17 protein-coding genes are annotated in these 17,806 nt (G+C 72.3%); 9 read left to right on the top strand and 8 right to left on the bottom strand.

All coding sequences use genetic code 11. The annotated features are described in order from the left end of the window. The 3 genes from leuD to ABZV42_RS25225 all read left to right on the top strand — a co-directional run bounded on the left by leuD (nt 1) and on the right by ABZV42_RS25225 (nt 1,873). Nucleotides 1-594 carry a 3-isopropylmalate dehydratase small subunit gene (gene leuD, locus ABZV42_RS25235; protein WP_355986702.1) on the top strand — a complete coding sequence of 198 codons (594 nt, stop codon included), beginning with the start codon at nt 1-3 and terminating at the stop codon, nt 592-594. Nucleotides 595-868: 274 nt separating this feature from the next. Then, nucleotides 869-1,099: a hypothetical protein gene (locus tag ABZV42_RS25230; protein WP_355986699.1), complete on the top strand. Its 231-nt coding sequence runs from the start codon at nt 869-871 to the stop codon at nt 1,097-1,099. 138 nt (nt 1,100-1,237) lie between these two features. After that, nucleotides 1,238-1,873 carry an HU family DNA-binding protein gene (locus tag ABZV42_RS25225; RefSeq protein WP_355986696.1) on the top strand — a complete coding sequence of 212 codons (636 nt, stop codon included), beginning with the start codon at nt 1,238-1,240 and terminating at the stop codon, nt 1,871-1,873. 67 nt (nt 1,874-1,940) lie between these two features. Here the strand turns inward: ABZV42_RS25225 and ABZV42_RS25220 are convergent, their stop codons facing one another. Together ABZV42_RS25220 and cofC are read right to left on the bottom strand one after the other, a co-directional pair. After that, nucleotides 1,941-2,144 (bottom strand): hypothetical protein, encoded by a 204-nt coding sequence (locus tag ABZV42_RS25220; protein ID WP_356053639.1) that lies wholly within the window; start codon nt 2,142-2,144, stop codon nt 1,941-1,943. A gap of 196 nt (nt 2,145-2,340) precedes the next feature. Continuing rightward, on the bottom strand, nt 2,341-2,979 hold the full coding sequence (gene cofC, locus ABZV42_RS25215; protein ID WP_355986690.1) for a 2-phospho-L-lactate guanylyltransferase: 639 nt from the start codon (nt 2,977-2,979) through the stop codon (nt 2,341-2,343). A gap of 144 nt (nt 2,980-3,123) precedes the next feature. Between cofC and ABZV42_RS25210 the strand changes: the two genes are divergently transcribed. From ABZV42_RS25210 to ABZV42_RS25200, 3 genes are all read left to right on the top strand, one after another. Next, nucleotides 3,124-3,894, top strand: coding sequence for a lysophospholipid acyltransferase family protein (locus ABZV42_RS25210; protein WP_355986687.1), 771 nt, complete (start codon nt 3,124-3,126; stop codon nt 3,892-3,894). Continuing rightward, nucleotides 3,891-4,901 carry an NAD(P)H-dependent glycerol-3-phosphate dehydrogenase gene (locus tag ABZV42_RS25205; protein ID WP_355986684.1) on the top strand — a complete coding sequence of 337 codons (1,011 nt, stop codon included), beginning with the start codon at nt 3,891-3,893 and terminating at the stop codon, nt 4,899-4,901. Before ABZV42_RS25210 ends, ABZV42_RS25205 begins: the two co-directional genes overlap by 4 nt. 115 nt (nt 4,902-5,016) lie before the next feature. Next, a complete protein-coding gene (locus ABZV42_RS25200; RefSeq protein ID WP_355986681.1) occupies nt 5,017-6,174 on the top strand; it encodes a D-alanine--D-alanine ligase family protein in 1,158 nt (385 codons plus the stop codon). Nucleotides 6,175-6,195: 21 nt separating this feature from the next. On the opposite strand, the gene ABZV42_RS25195 is transcribed toward ABZV42_RS25200, so the two are convergent. Together ABZV42_RS25195 and ABZV42_RS25190 are read right to left on the bottom strand one after the other, a co-directional pair. After that, entirely contained in the window at nt 6,196-6,705 is a 510-nt protein-coding gene (locus tag ABZV42_RS25195) for a DUF3515 domain-containing protein (RefSeq protein ID WP_355986678.1), read from the bottom strand. 20 nt (nt 6,706-6,725) lie between these two features. Continuing rightward, entirely contained in the window at nt 6,726-6,959 is a 234-nt protein-coding gene (locus ABZV42_RS25190) for an Lrp/AsnC ligand binding domain-containing protein (RefSeq protein ID WP_355986675.1), read from the bottom strand. 206 nt (nt 6,960-7,165) lie between these two features. On the opposite strand from ABZV42_RS25190, the gene ABZV42_RS25185 reads away from it, so the two are divergent. Then, a complete protein-coding gene (locus ABZV42_RS25185; RefSeq protein WP_355986672.1) occupies nt 7,166-8,131 on the top strand; it encodes a thiamine-phosphate kinase in 966 nt (321 codons plus the stop codon). Nucleotides 8,132-8,319: 188 nt separating this feature from the next. Here ABZV42_RS25185 and rpmB read toward each other — a convergent pair whose 3' ends face one another. Beyond that, a complete protein-coding gene (gene rpmB, locus ABZV42_RS25180; protein ID WP_355986669.1) occupies nt 8,320-8,505 on the bottom strand; it encodes a 50S ribosomal protein L28 in 186 nt (61 codons plus the stop codon). Nucleotides 8,506-8,764: 259 nt separating this feature from the next. On the opposite strand from rpmB, the gene ABZV42_RS25175 reads away from it, so the two are divergent. Continuing rightward, entirely contained in the window at nt 8,765-10,684 is a 1,920-nt protein-coding gene (locus tag ABZV42_RS25175) for a DAK2 domain-containing protein (RefSeq protein WP_356053637.1), read from the top strand. A 48-nt stretch (nt 10,685-10,732) separates the two neighbouring features. On the opposite strand, the gene ABZV42_RS25170 is transcribed toward ABZV42_RS25175, so the two are convergent. Beyond that, nucleotides 10,733-11,665, bottom strand: coding sequence for a DMT family transporter (locus ABZV42_RS25170; RefSeq protein ID WP_356053635.1), 933 nt, complete (start codon nt 11,663-11,665; stop codon nt 10,733-10,735). 81 nt (nt 11,666-11,746) lie between these two features. Between ABZV42_RS25170 and ABZV42_RS25165 the strand changes: the two genes are divergently transcribed. Continuing rightward, complete coding sequence (locus ABZV42_RS25165; protein ID WP_355986660.1) at nt 11,747-12,673, top strand: LysR family transcriptional regulator; 927 nt, start codon at nt 11,747-11,749, stop codon at nt 12,671-12,673. Between the two features lie 98 nt (nt 12,674-12,771). Here ABZV42_RS25165 and ABZV42_RS25160 read toward each other — a convergent pair whose 3' ends face one another. Beyond that, nucleotides 12,772-15,852 (bottom strand): tetratricopeptide repeat protein, encoded by a 3,081-nt coding sequence (locus ABZV42_RS25160; RefSeq protein WP_356053633.1) that lies wholly within the window; start codon nt 15,850-15,852, stop codon nt 12,772-12,774. Further along, a complete protein-coding gene (locus ABZV42_RS25155) occupies nt 15,849-17,687 on the bottom strand; it encodes an HSP90 family protein (protein ID WP_356053631.1) in 1,839 nt (612 codons plus the stop codon). Before ABZV42_RS25155 ends, ABZV42_RS25160 begins: the two co-directional genes overlap by 4 nt. Between the last annotated feature and the right edge of the window lie 119 nt (nt 17,688-17,806).

Here is a 17,806-nt window from a genome sequence, read left to right as displayed (position 1 = left end):
ATGGAAGCATTCACCACGCACACCGGCCGGGCCGTCCCGCTGCGCCGCGGCAACGTCGACACCGACCAGATCATCCCCGCCCACTGGCTCAAGAAGGTGACCAGGGACGGCTTCGAGGACGGTCTCTTCGAGGCCTGGCGCAAGGACCCCTCCTTCGTCCTCAACCAGCCCGAGCGCCAGGGCGCCACCGTGCTGGTCGCGGGTCCCGACTTCGGTACGGGCTCCTCCCGCGAGCACGCCGTCTGGGCGCTCCAGAACTACGGCTTCAAGACCGTGATCTCGTCCCGGTTCGCCGACATCTTCCGCGGCAACTCGCTCAAGAACGGCCTGCTCACGGTGGTTCTGGACCAGAAGGTCGTGGAGGCGCTCCAGGAACTGGCGGAGCGGGATCCGCAGGCGGAGATCACGGTCGACCTCCAGGCGCGTGAGGTGCGCGCCGAGGGCGTCACCGCCGCCTTCGAGCTCGACGAGAACGCCCGCTGGCGGCTGCTGAACGGGCTGGACGACATCTCCATCACCCTCCAGAACGCCGACGACATCGCGGCGTACGAGGCCAAGCGGCCCTCGCACAAGCCGAAGACGCTCCAGGTCTGACCCGGGCCCGGCCGCGGCCGGACCACGGCTGATTTCAGCCACGCAACACCCCTCTGTACCCCCAATCGTGGACGGTTGGGGGTACAGCTGTTTCTGCCTCCGGAGGACTCCCGGACACCCCCACAAGGACGGTCAACTCCCTTAGTTACAAAGGGGGTTGCCTGGGTAGGCGGGCACATGGGCGACTTCCGGCCAAGGGGGTCAGGAGGCCTCCGGGGGGCGGCAGTTACCCCCTGCGCAGGCGACAACTCGCCCCAGATGGCACAATCTGTGCATGGAACGTGACGGCCAACTCGAGCTCTACACGGCAGTCGCGGCCCAACTCAAGGAAGCGCACACAACAGTGCGCGCACTGCAAGTCCCGGAGGGCGTACGGATGGCGCTGACCCGGAAGCTGCTGGTCATTACGGCCGCGGCCAAACACGATCTCGCCGACGCGGCAAGGCGGCTGGAGCGGTTCACCAGCGACCTCGACGAGGGCCGATTCCTCGAAGGGGATCACTGACGAACTGCGCTGCGGCCCGAGTTCGTTGCGGCACAAGGGTGATTAGCCCGTTTCGTGTTTGATTTGCGGTATATATCTGCCTAACGTGCGAAAAAGCTTGAACGCATTCGTTCGGGCAATGTCTCCGAAGGGGAAGACGTGAACAAGGCGCAGCTCGTAGAAGCGATTGCCGACAAGGTCGGCGGGCGTCAGCAGGCCGCCGACGCGGTCGACGCGGTACTGGACGCCATCGTCCGTGCGGTTGTCGGCGGGGACCGGGTCTCGGTCACCGGCTTCGGTTCCTTCGAGAAGGTCGACCGCCCCGCCCGTTACGCCCGCAACCCTCAGACGGGTGAGCGTGTTCGGGTCAAGAAGACCTCCGTGCCGCGCTTCCGTGCCGGCCAGGGGTTCAAGGACCTCGTGAGTGGCTCGAAGAAGCTCCCGAAGAACGACGTCGCGGTCAAGAAGGCCCCGAAGGGCAGCCTCTCCGGCGGCGCTTCCGCGACGGTGAAGAAGGCCGCGGCCAAGAAGGCCACCACCGCCAAGAAGGCGGCGGTCAGGAAGACCGCGGTGAAGAAGACCGTCGCGAAGAAGGCCACGCCCGCGGTGAAGAAGACCGCGGCGAAGAAGACGACGGCGAAGACGGCCGCCGCCAAGAAGACGACCGCGAAGACGACCGCGGCCAAGAAGACCGCCGCCAAGAAGGCCCCGGCGAAGAAGGCCACGGCCAAGAAGGCCCCCGCCAAGAAGTCGGCGGCTCGCAAGACCGTCGCGAAGAAGGCCACCGCCCGCTAGAAGCCGGGCGCAGGGGCACCTCACGCGCCGGGCCGGGCTCCCACCGGGAGCCCGGCCCGCGGCATGTTCAGAACGTCTGGAGCGTGATCAGGGTGATCCGCAGCTCCGGGCCCTCGCCCTCGGTCTCGATCCGCACGCGCTGGCCGGGCCGCAGCAGCCGCAGTCCACCGGCGTCGAACGCCGGGCCGTCGAAGGGCACCGGGGTGCCGTCGTCGAGCAGCACCTGTCCGCTGCGGGTCTCGGGGTCGTACGTGTACGAGGTCGCCTGCATGAGGGCAGCCTACTGATCGCGCCGTGCGTGCCCCCGCGCACGGGAGCCGGACCTCTCCCGGCCACCCGAACCGGACCCACCTCCCGTGGCCCCATCCCCATCCCTGTTCCTGTCCACGTCCCTGCCCTGTTCACCCACCGCGTCTCTGCCCGGCCGGCCCGCCGTCGGCGTCCTGTCCCGGCCCGCCCGTCGCCGTCTACTGCCCCGGAATCATCAGCCGTGCCGCCGCGGCCGCCGTGCGCGGTCCCACGCCGAGTGCCAGCGCCGCCCGCAGATCCTCCCGGGTGTCCACGTCCCGGCGTACGGAATCCACCGCGTCCGGACGGAGTTCCGCGGCCCCCGAGGCGCGATGACGGGCCCGCGAATCGCCCCCGAAAGCGGGGAGCAATTCCCGGCCCGGGGAAGCGGCCAGGAGAGTGGTGCCGATTGCAGCAGCATCGGCCAGAAAGGCGCGGGGGAATTCGCCCGCGGCGGCCAGTACCCGGGCCAATTCCAAAGGCCGCAGAGCGGGCAGATCGGCGTTCAGGGCCGCGACGGCGCTTTCGGGATCCCGGGTTCGTACGACCCGCGCTCCGTGCGCCAGCGCCGCGTTGAGACCCCCGCCGGGCTCGTCCGCGACGATGTGCGCGCCCAGCGCGGCCAACTCTCTCCCGGCCAGGGCGTCGCCCGTGACGACCGCCACACCCTGGACGGCCGCGCAGGCCAGCGCCGCCGCCACCGTGTCCTGCGCGAACGCGAGGGCGAGAGCGGGGCGCACTGCGTCGGAGGCGGTGTCCGCCAGCCTGCTCTTGGCCCGCGCCAAGGGTTTGAGGGGTACGACCAAGGTCCACCGCACGAGCACTCCACCCTCTCCGGTCACGCCTTATTGTGACCTGGTCACCCTGGCGGTGCGGGTGTCGGGGCGTACGGTGTTCTCGACAGACAGGCGGCCTGGAGCGACACTTGTGCGGCCCCCCAGGCTCTAGAGGAAGGTGTCCGCGTGCCCCGCCGCAGAATCGGCTTCTGGTACCGCTTCGCAGCGGTTCTCTGCAAACCGCCGCTCGTGGTTCTGATCAAGCGGGACTGGCGCGGGATGGAGAACATTCCGGCCGAGGGCGGATTTATCACCGTGGTGAACCACAATTCCCACGTGGACCCGTTCGCGTATGCGCACTACCAGTACAACACCGGGCGCGTTCCGCGCTTCCTGGCGAAGGCCGGTCTTTTCAAGAAGGGATTCGTCGGTGCCGCCATGCGCGGCACGGGACAGATTCCCGTCTACCGCGAGAGCAACGACGCCCTGAGCGCCTTCCGGGCCGCGATCGACGCCGTGGAACGCGGTGAGTGCGTCGCGTTCTACCCCGAGGGCACGCTGACACGTGACCCCGACGGCTGGCCGATGACCGGGAAGACCGGTGCGGCGCGGGTCGCGCTCCAGACCAGGTGCCCGGTGATCCCGGTCGCCCAGTGGGGCGCCAACGAACTCCTGCCCCCGTACGCCAAGAAGCCCGACATCCTTCCGCGCAAGACCCATCGCGTGCTCGCGGGCCCGCCGGTGGACCTCTCGCGCTTCTACGACCGGGAGATGAACCCGGACCTCCTGAAGGAGGCCACCGAGGTCATCATGGCGGCCGTCACCGCGCAGCTGGAGCTGATCCGCGGCGAGAAGGCGCCGGAGCACGTGTACGACCCGCGCGAGGTGCGCGTCGCGCAGCGCCGCAAGGCCGCGGCCAAGTCGAAGGCACAGCAGGAAGAGGGGCAGGGCACGTGAGCAAGCCGGTCAGGGCGACCGTGTTCGGGACCGGATCGTGGGGAACGGCCTTCGGCATGGTGCTCGCCGACGCCGGGTGCGACGTCACCCTGTGGGCGCGCCGGCCCGAACTCGCCGAAGCGGTCAACTCCACGCGGATGAACCCGGACTACCTCCCGGGGATCGAACTCCCCGAGAACCTGCGGGCCACCGCGGACCCGGCCGAGGCGGCGCGGGGCGCCGACTTCACCGTCCTCGCCGTGCCCTCCCAGACACTGCGCGGCAACCTCGCGGAATGGGTGCCGCTGCTGGCCCCCGACACTGTGCTCGTCTCGCTCATGAAGGGCGTCGAACTCGGCACCGTGAAGCGGATGAGCGAGGTGATCGAGGAGGTCGCCAAGGTCTCCGCCGACCGGGTCGCGGTCGTCACCGGACCCAACCTCGCCAAGGAGGTCGCGCAGCGGATGCCCGCGGCCGGCGTCGTCGCCTGCCGCGACGAGGAGGTGGCCCGGCGCATCCAGACCGCCTGCCACACGCCGTACTTCCGCCCGTACACGAACACCGACGTGGTGGGCTGTGAACTCGGCGGAGCCGTCAAGAACGTGATCGGTCTGGCCGTGGGCATCGCCGACGGCATGGGCCTGGGCGACAACGCCAAGGGCTCGCTGATCACCCGAGGCCTGGCCGAGACCACCCGGCTCGGACTCGTCATGGGCGCGGACCCGATGACGTTCTCCGGCCTCGCGGGCCTCGGCGACCTCGCCGCGACCTGCTCCTCGCCGCTGTCCCGCAACCACACCTTCGGCATCAACCTCGGCCGGGGCATGACCCTTCAGGAGACCATCGCGGTCACCCGGCAGACCGCCGAGGGGGTCAAGTCCTGTGAGTCGGTGCTGGATCTGGCCCGCAGGCACGGAGTCGACATGCCGATCACTGAGACGGTGGTCAGCATCGTCCACGAGGGCAAGCCCCCGGTGGTCGCCCTCAAGGAGCTGATGTCGCGCAGCGCGAAGTCCGAACGGCGCTGAGCGGGTCAGGTGAACCGCCAGGTGGGCGACGCTGTGCGACGGCCGGGGCGACGCTGAGCAACGGCCGCCGTGGGGCGCTGACTCACCGGGTACCACCGGGTACTCTCAACGCGATATGAGCACCGAGAACCTCCCCCAGAGCCCTGAGCAGCCGCCTCGCAAGCCGCGCGTGGCCGTCGTATTCGGCGGCCGCAGCTCCGAACACGGGATCTCCGTGGTCACGGCCGGCGCCGTCCTCGGCGCCATCGACCGTACGAAGTACGACGTACTGCCGATCGGCATCACCCAGGAAGGCCGTTGGGCGCTCACCGCGGACGAGCCGGAACGCATGGCGATCGTCGACCGCAAGCAGCCCAGCGTCGACCAGCTCGCCGAGTCCGGTGAGGGCGGCGTGGTGCTCCCCGTCGACCCGGCCAACCGTGAAGTCGTCTACAACGAGCCCGGTTCGGTCCCCAAGGCGCTCGGCGAGGTCGACGTCGTCTTCCCCATGCTGCACGGCCCGTACGGCGAGGACGGCACCCTCCAGGGCCTCCTGGAGCTGTCCGGCGTCCCCTACGTCGGCTCGGGCGTCCTCGCCTCGGCCGTCGGCCAGGACAAGGACTACATGAAGCGGGTGTTCACCTCGTTCGGCCTGAAGGTGGGCCCGTACGTGGTGATCCGGCCGCGCGAGTGGCAACAGGACGAGTCCGCGGCCCGCAAGAAGATCGTCGACTTCGCCGGTGAGCACGGCTGGCCGCTCTTCGTGAAGCCCGCGCGCGCGGGTTCGTCGTTCGGCATCACGAAGGTCGACGACCTCTCGGGCCTCGACGAGGCCATCGAGGAGGCCCAGCGGCACGACCCGAAGATCATCGTGGAGGCGCTGCTGCGCGGCCGCGAGATCGAGTGCGGGGTCCTGGAGTTCGAGGACGGGCCGCGCGCGTCGGTCCCCGCGGAGATCCCGCCCGTGCAGTCGCACGCGTTCTACGACTTCGAGGCCAAGTACATCGACGCGGCCGACGGGATCGTGCCGGCGCCGCTCACCGAGGAGCAGACCGCCGAGGTCCGCCGCCTGGCCGTCGAGGCCTTCGAGGCGGCCTCCTGCGAGGGCCTGGTCCGCGCGGACTTCTTCCTCACCGAGGACGGAGAGTTCGTCATCAACGAGATCAACACGATGCCGGGCTTCACGCCCATCTCCATGTACCCGCGGATGTGGCGGGAGACGGGCGTCGGCTACGCCGAGCTCGTGGACCGTCTGATCCAGGCGGCGCTGCGGCGGTCAACCGGGCTGCGCTGAGCACCCCGCGGGACCGGAACGTCAGTCGGCGATCCCCTTGGGGATCGCCTTCTTCACGGAGGCGGCCAGGTCGACGAGTACGCCGGAGGCATCGACGCCCCCGGGCACGGTGAGCTGGACGTAGGCCAGACGCGAAGCGGTGGTGAGACGGGTCGTCCCGTCGTCCTGCTTCTCCATCAGCCAGTCGACGCCGTTCACTCCGCCGGCCACCGCCTTCGGGTCGGCGCCCGTCGCCACCTTCGGGTCCGTCATCTTCGGCGGCCGTTCGACACCGCAGCGCAGTATGATCGCCGGGCTTCCCCAGCCCGCGGTCAGCGCGGACCGGGGCTCCGGGTCCTCACGGCGCCGACCGTCCACGGTCCGCGGCAGCGCCTTGTCCAGGTTCTGGCACAGCTCGGTGACCTTCGTGTCCGGGCTCGGAACCGCGACGGACGCGCTGTCGTCTGCTGAGGAGCAGCCCGCGATCGCGATCAGCGCCGCGAGAACGGGCAGCCCGAGGGAAGCGGTGTGCCGGTGACGGAAGAAGTTCACCGGCCAAGGGTAGACGGGGGCTACAGGTGCACGACCGGACAGGTCAGGGTGCGGGTGATGCCGTCCACCTGCTGGACCTTGGCCACCACCAGGCGACCGAGGTCGTCGACGGTGTCGGCCTGGGCGCGCACGATCACGTCGTACGGTCCGGTCACGTCTTCGGCCGTGATCACCCCCGGGATCTTGCTGATCGTCTCGGCGACGGTCGACGCTTTGCCGACCTCCGTCTGGATCAGGATGTACGCCTGTACCACGGAACCTCCAGGGCGGCCACGAGGATCATGTGGGGAAAAGGAACGCCACGGTATCGCGTTGCCGCTCGCCGCGGGGAGACCCGCGGTGACTGGGGCTCGCGCGCCGGGGTGGAGGGACTGCGCAAGTTGACGGTCAATTCGACCGTACCGAGTACGGAGACGGCTCGCGACCGGGCACGAGCAGCGACAGAGGGAGCACGACGATCATGAAGGGCACCGTGGGCGAGTTGGGGGAGTTCGGGCTCATCCGAGAGCTCACCTCGCGCCTCACCACCACCCCGGCGGTCCGGGTCGGCCCCGGCGACGACGCCGCGGTGGTGGCCGCGCCGGACCGCAGGGTCGTGGCGAGCACCGACATCCTCCTCGAGGGGCGTCACTTCCGCCGCGACTGGTCCACGGCGTACGACGTCGGCCGCAAGGCCGCCGCGCAGAACCTCGCGGACATCGCCGCGATGGGCGCCGTGCCGACCGCGCTGCTGCTCGGCCTGGTCGTTCCCGCCGAGCTCCCGGCCACCTGGCCCTCCGAGCTGATGGACGGCCTGCGCGACGAGTGCCAGGTCGCGGGGGCGGCCGTGGTCGGCGGGGATGTCGTACGGGGCGAGACCATCACCGTCGCGATCACCGCGCTCGGCGATCTGCGCAACCACGAGCCGGTCACCCGGGCCGGGGCTCAGCCCGGTGACGTCGTCGCCGTGACGGGCTGGCTCGGCTGGTCCGCGGCGGGGTTCGCGGTGCTCTCCCGGGGCTTCCGCTCGCCGCGCGCCTTCGTGGAGGCCCACCGCCGGCCCGAACCGCCGTACCACGCGGGTCCGGCCGCCGCCGGGCTCGGCGCGACCTCGATGACGGACGTCAGCGACGGCCTGATCGCCGACCTCGGGCACATCGCCGAGGCGAGCAAGGTACGGATCGACATCCGCTCCGGGGACATCGACATCCCCTCGCAGATGAACGACATCGGCCAGGCCGTCGGAGTCGACCCCATCCAGTGGGTGCTCACCGGCGGCGAGGACCACGCGATCGTCGCCACCTTCCCGCCGGACGTGAAGCTGCCCGCGCGCTGGAAGGTGATCGGCGAGGTCCTCAACCAGTCGGCCCTGCCCCGGGTGACCGTGGACGGCGCTCCCTGGACGAGCAAGGGCGGCTGGGACCACTTCGGGGACATCGAGTCCTGAGACCGCGGTGCCGGGGGCGCGCCCCCGGCACCGGTCGCTCCCGGCCCTGGCCGTTCCCGGCCTTCGCTGTTCCCCGCCCTCGCTGTTCCCGGCCTTCGTCGCACCGCCGAGGCAGCAAAAAACCCGCCCACCGTGAGGTGGACGGGTTCAGTGCAGACGTACCAGCAGTGGCCGCGCGCTAGCGGTTGTCAGCGCGTGACCTTGCCGGCCTTGATGCACGAGGTGCAAGCGTTCACGCGCTTCGGCGTCCCGCTGACCACAGTACGAACGCGCTGGATGTTGGGATTCCAGCGACGGGGGGTACGGCGGTGTGAGTGCGAGATGGCGTTGCCGAAGCCCGGCCCCTTGCCGCAGACGTCGCAGTTGGCAGCCACGGGTCACTCCAAAGACTTCAGATGCACTTACGGTTGATCCCGGCATGCCGAGGATCAAGATCTAGGATCTGAGTGGCGGTGCCAGGAGGGCGGCCCGATCGGATCGGGCAACTGGAGCAGCATACAACGACTGCGTCCGGAGAACGAAACTACCATGACCGGCCCGCCTGCGAATCCACCGTCCTCAGGGCTCTCTACCGGCAGTAACCCGCTCTGGGTCTACGCTGCGTCCCACGTCCAGCAGCTCAAGGAGGCGCGGGTGCCGCAGGTGCCGCAGACATTCGATGCTCTCGCGGTGCGCACCTGGTGCGGGCTCGCGCTGGGGGCCCTCGGCCGCGCGCGCGAGGAGATCGACGCGATCAATGTCTACCCGGTCGCCGACGGGGACACCGGGACGAACCTGTATCTGACGCTGGAGTCGGCCGCGGCCGCGGTCGAGGCGGTGTTCGCGGGCCACGAGGCGGTGGCCGCGCCGGGGCCCGGAGCGGGCGGCGGGGACACGGCCGGCGGAGAGAACCCCGCCGACGAGGGAGCCGCGCCCGGCGGAGGGCATGGTGTCTCCCTCGCCGAAGCCGCACGGGCGATGGCGCACGGAGCCCTGATCGGGGCCCGGGGCAACTCCGGAACCATCCTCGCCCAGCTCCTGCGGGGCATGGCGGAGGTCCTCGCCGAGGGTGATGAGACCGTTCAGGACGGTGGTGAGACCGGTCACACGGACGGCCGCGTCCTGGCTCGCGCCCTGCGGAACGCCGCCGATTCCGCCCGCGGGGCCGTCGCGCATCCCGTGGAGGGCACGGTTCTCACCGTCGCCTCGGCCGCCGCCGACGCGGCCTGCGGCACCGACGGGGACTACGGCACGGTCGCCGGCGCGGCCTACGAGGGGGCCTGTGCCGCGCTGGCCGCGACCACCGGGCAGCTCGCCGTCCTGGAGCGCGCGGGCGTGGTCGACGCGGGCGGGCGGGGACTGGTGGCGGTGCTCGCGGCCCTGGTGGAGACGTGCACCGGGGAGGCACCGAGGACATCCGCGAGGCCTGTCGGGTCCGTAGGGTCCGTCGGGTCTCTTGGGTCCGCGATGCCCGCGATGCCCGCGATGCCCGTCGGGTCCGGGGAGGAGACCGCCGTTCCCGGCACCGCGGACGCGGCCGGTACGGGCGGCACCCCTGCCACCGCCCTCGCGCCCGGGACCGCTGACACCCCGGACACGCACCCCGGGACCGCCGTGGCCTGTGCGGACGGCGCGGCGGAAGAAGGCCATCCCGCCTTCGAGGTGATCTACCTCCTGGAGGCGCAGGACACCGCCGTGGACCGTCTGCGGGGCCGGCTCGACTCCCTCGGAGACTCCCTCGTCGTGGTCGGCGGCGACGGCCTGTGGAACGTCCATGTGCACGTGGACGACGCCGGCGCGGCCGTCGAGGCGGGCGTCGAGGCGGGACGCCCGCACCGCATTCGGATCACCCACTTCGGGCTCGGCGACGCGCACACCGGAGCCGGGGCGGGGCGTCCGGCCCGCGAGCGGGCCGAGCGGGCGGTCGTGGCCGTCGTGCCCGGTGAGGGCCTGGCCGGGCTCTACGCGGAGGCCGGGGCGACCACCGTGCTCGCGCGGCCGGACGAGCCGCCCGCCAGCGGGGAGCTCGTGGCGGCCGTACGACGGGCCCACGCGCGCGAGGTGGTGCTGCTGCCCAACGACGCCGACCTGCGGCACACCGCCGCGGCCGCCGCCGAACAGGCCCGCGCCGAGGGCGTCCGGGTCGCCCTGATCCCGACCCGCTCCGCGGTGCAGGGCATCGCCGCGCTGGCCGTGCACGAACCCGGGCGCCGCTTCGACGAGGACGTCGTCGCCATGACCTCGGCGGCCGGCGCCACCCGCTACGCCGAGGTCGCCGTCGCCGAGCGGCAGTCCTGGACCATGGCCGGCATCTGCCAGGCCGGGGACGTGCTCGGCCTCATCGACGGCGACGTCGCCGTCATCGGCGCCGACGTCACCGCCACGGCGGAGACCGTCATCGACCGCATGCTCGCGGCGGGCGGCGAGATGGTCACCCTCGTCCTCGGCGACGAGGCTCCCGAGGACATCGCCGCGCACCTGGAGGCACGGGTGCGGGAGTCGTACCTCGCGGTCGACACCGTGGTCTACCGGGGCGGGCGTCAGGGCGCGCTGCTGCTGATCGGGGTCGAGTAGCGGCACCGCGGGCCGCCTCGGACGCCGCCGCGGGTCGTACTGCCGTCGTCAGACGCCCGTCGCGGCCACGGTCGCGCTCCGGTCGGGTGCCCGCGCGGTCCCGGCCGTCCGGTGGTCCCGTTCGACGGCCTGCCCCCAGTACGTTCCGGCGACCATGAGCGCGGCGCCGAGCGCCGTGAGGACCGTGAGGTGTTCACCGCCCAGGCCGATGCCGACCGCGACGGCCCACACCGGCTCGGTGCCAAGCAGCAGGCTGGCCCGGCTGGCGGAACCGCGCTGCACCGCCCAGGTCTGGGCGAGGAAGGCGAACACGCTGCAGAACAGGGCGAGATAGAGAAGCTGCGCCCAGCCCGCGCCGTCCACCCGGCCCAGCCTCCCCAGGGTGCCGGTGACCGGCACCGCGAACAGGGCGGCGCCGACGAGCGTCTGCACGGTCGTGAGGTGCAGGGGCCGTACGGAGCGGCGGGCGGTGAGCCGTCCCACGAGGGCCACGTGCGCCGCGCGGACCAGCGCGGCGGCGAACATCAGCAGGTCACCGGCCCCGGGCCGGTGGAAGCCGCTGCCGGACATCAGGAGTGCGACGGCCAGGAGACACAGGTCGGTGGCGGCGAAGTAGCGCGGGGGCAGCCCCGTACCGCCGGACGTGCGGTCCAGCAGCGGGGTGAGGACGACCGTGAGACTGATGATCAGACCCGCGTTGGCCGCGCTGGTGTGCGCGACCCCGTACGTCTCCAGGACCAGGACGGCCGCCTGCGTGACCCCCAGGACCGCCCCCACGCGCAACTCGTCGCGCGTGAAGCGCCTGCTCGTCCGGCGGGCGGTGACGAGTGCGAGGCAGGCGATGGCCGAGATGCCGTACCGGGCGAACAGGACGAGCGGGACGGGGAGCGCCGAAGTGGCCGTCTTGGCGGCCAGATAACTGGAACCCCAGACGGCGGCGACAAGGAGAAGCACCGCGTCGGTGCTGCGGACTCGGGACACGCCCCACACGCTCCCGTACCGCGACACTGAAGCCCAGACCGAAGTTCTTCAACATCTTTGAAGCGTCACTACAATGTCCGGGTGAACGAGCGGCAGCTGCGGATCCTGCGTGAACTGGGCGAACTGGGAAGTGTCACCGCCGTGGCGGAGGCGCTGCTGATGACCCCCTCGGCGATCTCGCAGCACCTGCGTCTGCTGCAACGCTCGATTCCGGTGCCGCTCACCGAACGCGACGGACGGCGGCTGGTGCTGACGGACGCCGGGCGGGTGCTGGCCGGCGCCGCGATCGAGGTGGAGAACGCCCTCGCGCGGGCACGGCACTGCGTGGACGAGTTCGTCGGTGAACCGGCCGGGGACGTGTCGGTCGCCGCCTTCCACAGCGCGGCCGCCACGTTCTTCCCCCTCCTGCTGCGCGGCCGGACCCGGACGGCCCCACGGCTCTCGCTCGCCGACGAGGACGTGGCACAGGACCACTTTCCCAAGCTCACCCGGGACTACGACCTCGTCCTCGCCCACCACCTCGCGCACACGCCGCCCTGGCCGAGCACCGTCACCGCCACCACGCTGCTGAGCGAACCCCTCGACGTCGCCATGCCGGCCGATCACCCGCTGGCCGGCGGGACGAGCCTGACCCCGCGCGAGGTGGCGGATCAGCCCTGGATCACCGTGCACGACGGATTCCCGCTGATGGCCACCGTCGACGCCATCGCGACCGCCGCGAACCGGCGGCTCGACATCGTCCATCGCGTCAACGAGTTCACGGTGGTCGCGGAGCTCGTCGCCGCGGGAGGCGGGCTCGCCCTGATGCCCCGCTGGACCACGCGCCCGCATCCCGCCCTGGTCCTCAGACCCCTGACCGGGGTGCACGCCGTGCGTCGTATCGACGTGCTCCACCGTCCCGAACGCGCGGCGCGGAAGGCCGTACGGACGGTGCTCGGCGAACTGCGCGACGCGGCCGGGACGATCCGCACCGGCGACACCACGGATTCCGGCCCCGCCGGTCCGTAGACAGGCGACTCGGCACCGGGGGGACCGGCACCGGGGGAGCGGGATTCCCGCTCCCGGCACCGGTCCGCTCCAGCCGGCTACCACCTGCACCGATCGGTCTAGCCGGCCCCGACCGTGAGCGTGAGCATCTTCTCGGCCTCGGCCCGCCTGGCCCCGGCGAGCTCCCCGTCCAGCCGGTCGCACTCGGCGAGGACCGCGCGAGCGCGTGCCGCGGCGGCCTCGTGCCGCCCCAGCTCGCTCTCCAGCCGACCGGCCGCCAGTTCGGCGCCCGTCCGGGCCCCGAGCAGGGAATCGCCCAGGGAGGCGAACACGGTGATCGCCCGGACCATGTGCCCGAGGGCCTCCTCGAACGCCTCCCTTACGGCGGCCTCCTCCGCCTCGCCCGTCACGGAACGGGCCACCAGATCCCCGAACTGAAGGTGCGTGCGGCCGAGTTCGGCGACCGTGCGACGGCCCGAGCCGGCGCCCTCGTCCCCTGCCTCGCCACCGATCGCGGACATGTCCTCCGCCGCCCCGGCCACGGGGAAGCCGTCCGGCCGCCCGGCCCCGGGCGGGACGGGCACGGCGGACAGGCCCTCGGCCGCCGACTCGCACTCCCGGATCGCCTCCGCCATCAGCTCCCGCGCATCGGCGAGCCCCCCGTCCCGCCGGGCCGCGCTCCACGCGCGGGCCCGGAGCGTGCGGACGAGCCCGTCGGCGTCGCCCAGCTCGCGCCACAGACCGCACGCGCGGACGTACGCCTGATCCGCCTGGGCGGTCATCCCGGCGTGCAGGAGGGCCTCGGCGGCGAGGTTCGCGAGCATCGCGTGGTCGCGCTGCTCGGGCCAGTGCCGGGCGATGTCGGCGGCGCGCAGCCAGTGTTCGGCGGCCTCACGGTGTTCGCCGAGCTCGGTGAGAGAGTCGCCGAGCCACCAGCGCGTCTGCACGATCGAGCCCTCGCCGTGCATCTCGGCGGTCAGATCCGGCAGCGCCGACTCCAGGATCTCGGCGGCCTCCGCCCACCGTCCCAGGCGGAGCAGGTGACCACCGAGGTGGTGGCGTGCCCAGGCCCCGAACGTGGCGGCCGCGCCCGCTTCGTCGGCCCAGTGCGCGGCCTCCAGGGCATGTTCCGATGCGGGGCCGAACCGCCCGGTGGCGGCGAGCGTCTCGGCGAGCCGGAGATGCAGCTGGGCCCGGCCGGCCGGCTCCAGATGGGACCCTCCGTGATCCAGCGCGGCCCGCGTCGCCGCTTCCGCGGCCTCCAGGTCGCCGAGGTGCGTCGCGATCCCGGCGAGCCGGGAGTCGTACTCGACGGCGAACCACGGCAGCCCCGCCGCCACGAACCCGTCCACGGCGCGCCCGAGCAGTCCGGCGGCCCCTTCGGCGTCATCGGCGCGGGCGGCGAGCTCCCCGAGCATCGCGTACGCCTCGGCCGCCCGCGACGCGAGTGTCACGTCGTCCTTGGCGTACGGCTCCGCGAGTTCGAGCAGCTCCCGCACGGCCTCCTCGGCGCCGGCCATGACCTCGTCCTCGGCGTCCGCGCCCGGTCCGCTCCCGGCCGGCGGATGCCCGCTCACCGCGGCGCTCTCCAGCTCGTCCACCCGGTGCATCAGCGTCCGCGCCCGGCTCACCAGGACGGACGCCGTCTGCGAGACCCGTGTCCCGCCGTCCGTGAACAGGGCGAGCACCTGTTCACGCAGCTCCGCCACGACCTCCAGGGCCTTCTCGGACCCGCCCGACAGCGCCTGGACGTACGCGGCGCGTGAACGGGCCGCCAGCGCCTCACCGGGATCGCCCGCCTCGGCGTACAGCCCGGCCGCCCGCCGGAAGAGGGCCGCGCCCCGCGGCCCGAGCCCCATCGCCTCGTGATCGGCGATCTCCGCGCGGTCGCGGACGTCCAGCTCCCGGCCCTCGGCGGCCCGCGAGACCGCCGCCCACGCCGTGACCGCGTCCGGGTCCCGCAGCGCCGAGAGCCGCCTGGCCTCCGCGAGCAGGGCGTCCAGAGCCGGTTCGGCGGCCTCGGTCACCGCCTGTGGCTCGGTCGCGGGCACCTGCGCGGGCCGGGGGGACACGGCGGCCGGCCGGCCCGCGGAGCGGACGCCGAGCGGCAGCCGGTCCACGAGCACCGGCTGGTCCATGCGCGCACGGGCCCGCTCGCCCACGTACGGGGTGCCGTTGCGGTCGTCGAACCGCCCGGCCAGCGCGAGCGCCTCCCCGCGCGCGTGCAGGGCGAGTTCCGCCGCGGTCCACGTCCGCCCCGCCGGCCCGGGAACCGGCTGCCCGCCGTGCCCGAGCGCGGTCAGCCGGTCCATCGTGAGCGCCACGACCGACATGAATTCCAGCCTGCTGCGCGGATCCCCGGAGTCCGTGAAGTAGGCCGGGCGCTCCGCGAGCAGTTCCAGGGCACGTGGCTCGTTGCCGGTCAGCGCGCAGAACTCCACATGGTCCGCGTACGCGCCCCGCATGCTCTCCATGGCCCGCACCAGCCGGAAACCCCGCAGATGATGGGAGCGCGCCTCCTCGACGCGCCCCAGGCGCAGCAGCGGCAGCAGCGAGGACGCGAGGACGGCGTGCGGCTCATGGGCGCAGGAGTACTCGCCCAGAAGGACCGGGGCCCACAGCTCCAGCGCCGCCAGGTCCGCGCCGCGCACCGCCCGCCACCACCCCTGCCCGCGCAGCTCGCACGCGTGACAGTCGGCCATGGAGTCACGGTCCGCCGCCAGCCACGCGCCGTACGCCCGCTCGGCGCGCTCCAGGTCGCCCAGATGCGAGGCGACGCTGAACTCGGCTCCACGCACGGCCCGTTCGGAGTGACCGGCGAGACGGTAGCGCCGCTCCATCTCGCCGAGCCACTTCTCGATGGAGGCGAGCGGGACGTGCGGCTGGTCGAGCATGCCCGCCGACATCCACTTGAAGACCCAGTGCAGGGAGTGGATCTCGAACTCGTCGAAGTCCTCGGGGTGTTCGTCCCACATGCGCAGCAGACGCGCGAAGGGAACGAACATCTTCCCTTTCTCGGAGCTGTAGTTGTAGACCTTCAGCTGGTGTCCGAGCGCCTCGACGACGGCGAGCGGGACGTCCAGCTTCTCCGCCTCCACGAGCAGCTGCTCCGCGCGCGCGTTGCGGCCGGGCCCCTCGGGCTGCTCGTAGTTGTCCGCCATCGCCCGGCGCAGCGTGTCGAAGTCCATGGCCGGGGTCATCGGCGGTCGTCCTTTCCGGGGTCGGTGTGGGTGGCCCACTCCAGCAGGCCGATGAAGGCGCGGTTGAGGAGCGCGGAGTCCGCGGGCCGCAGCGGGCGCTGCGCCATCAGCAGGGCCTGCCCGTACAGGGACTCCGTGGCGGTGCCGATCAGGTCCGCGTCGCCGAGCGAACTGATCCTGCGGATCAGCGGGTTGAGGTGGTTGAGGACCAGACGCGCGCGCGGGGCGGTGCCGCGCAGCGAGCCGAGAATGCCCGCCCACAGGTCGTCGGCCTGCTCCTCGGCCTCCGCGCGGGCCTGCTCGTGGCGGGCCGTCCGGTCGTCCAGATGCAGGGCGGGCACCGACAGGGGGTGGAAGGAACGCAGGACGACATCGCAGTTCAGCGGGTCGAGCCGGGCCCGCGCGGCCGCGAGGAAGCCCGACAGGGCCAGCTCCTCGGCCGGGTCGACGGTGTCCAGGTGGGCCGTCACGGTGTCCGCGTCCAGTTCCGAGACGGCCGTCCCCGGGCGCACGGCCGGCAATGCCTCGATCAGCTCGCTGTCGTACGTGTAGCCGCCGTTGACGACCCCGATGCCCTGCGCGGAGGCGATCGGCGCGACCTGCCGGTACTCCTCCACGGTCCGCGTGAAGTGCACCACCGGGTGCCGCTGCGCGAACTCCTCCAGGGACAGCCGTCCGTCGGTCGTCTCGAAGGGCAGCCAGGGCAGCATCGTGCGCAGCATCTCCGCGTCGTGCCGCGCCAGGGACTTCACGCCCAGGTGATGCACGGACAGGAACGCGGCGAGCCGCTGCGGATCGCCCGCCGCGAGCCCGGTCAGCCAGGACCGGATGCGCTCGCCCAGCGCATCCCGTACGGCGGCGAGGGTCTCGTCCTCGTACAGCGACTCGCGGGACGCGGTGGGCCGCAGACTGTCCGTGTCGAGGACACAGCGCACGAAGAACGCCCAGTCGGGCAGCAGCTGTTCGGCCCGCTCGGTGAGCAGCATGCCCTTCAGGTGCACGCGATGGCTCGCCCGCTGGGCGGGGGAGACCGCCGTCGGCAGGACGTAGGCCACGCCCCGGATCCCGGCGAGCGGCACGTCCAGGTCGATCGAGTCCAGCGGAGTGAACCCGAACAGCTCGTGGCAGTGCCGGGCCAGGGCGACGCGACGGCCGGCGGGACTCGGATACGGCCGGTCCCAGGGCGCGGGAAGGTCGGCGACCGCCTCGTCGCCGACCCGTACGTCGTACGGCAGCAGCGCCCCGAAGTCGCGCGCCAGCGACCGGACCCGCTCCGGGCTCAGCCACTCGCCGGCACCGGCCCGCGCCACCAGGTGCACGGTGGTGCCCGGTTCGGTGCGCGCCTCGTCGGGCAGGGTGCGCACGGTGTACGAGCCGTCGTCGGCGGCCGTCCACTCGACGGGCGGCGCGTCCGGTGTACGGGCGCTGCGGCTGACGACCCGGATGCGCTCGGCGACGACGAAGCACGCCAGCAGCCCGATGCCGAACTGGCCGAGGAAGTCCGAACGCGCCGACTCCAGGCCGTCGTTCCGCTTGGAACTGCGGCCGATCGTCGCCAGCAGGCTGTGCACGTCGGACTCGGTGAGTCCGACGCCCGAGTCCTCCACGCGCAGGGTGCCGCCCTCGGCGTACAGGCGCACGGTGGCCGGGGCGTCCGGCTGCTCCGCGCGTCGCGCGGTGATCGCGTCGACCGCGTTCTGCAGCAGTTCGCGCAGATAGACCTTGGGGCTGGAGTAGAGGTGATGGGAGAGGAGGTCGACCAGACCGCGCAGGTCGACCTGGAACGTATGAGGTGACGGGGAGGCCTGGGACGGCTGTGAGGTCTGGGAATCCATCGTCGCTGCGCCGGTCGGTGGGGGGACGGGCGACGGCGCGGGGTCGGGCGGTCCCGGGGGCGGTGACCGCGAAGAGGGCCGGGGCGCGTCATCCTAGGCCCGGAACCAGCCGTCTGACC

Origin of the sequence: Streptomyces sp. NPDC005281 (assembly GCF_040607495.1) — a bacterium.
Classification (GTDB): Bacteria; Actinomycetota; Actinomycetes; order Streptomycetales; family Streptomycetaceae; genus Streptomyces.
This window is presented reverse-complemented; position numbering and strand designations above follow the sequence as displayed.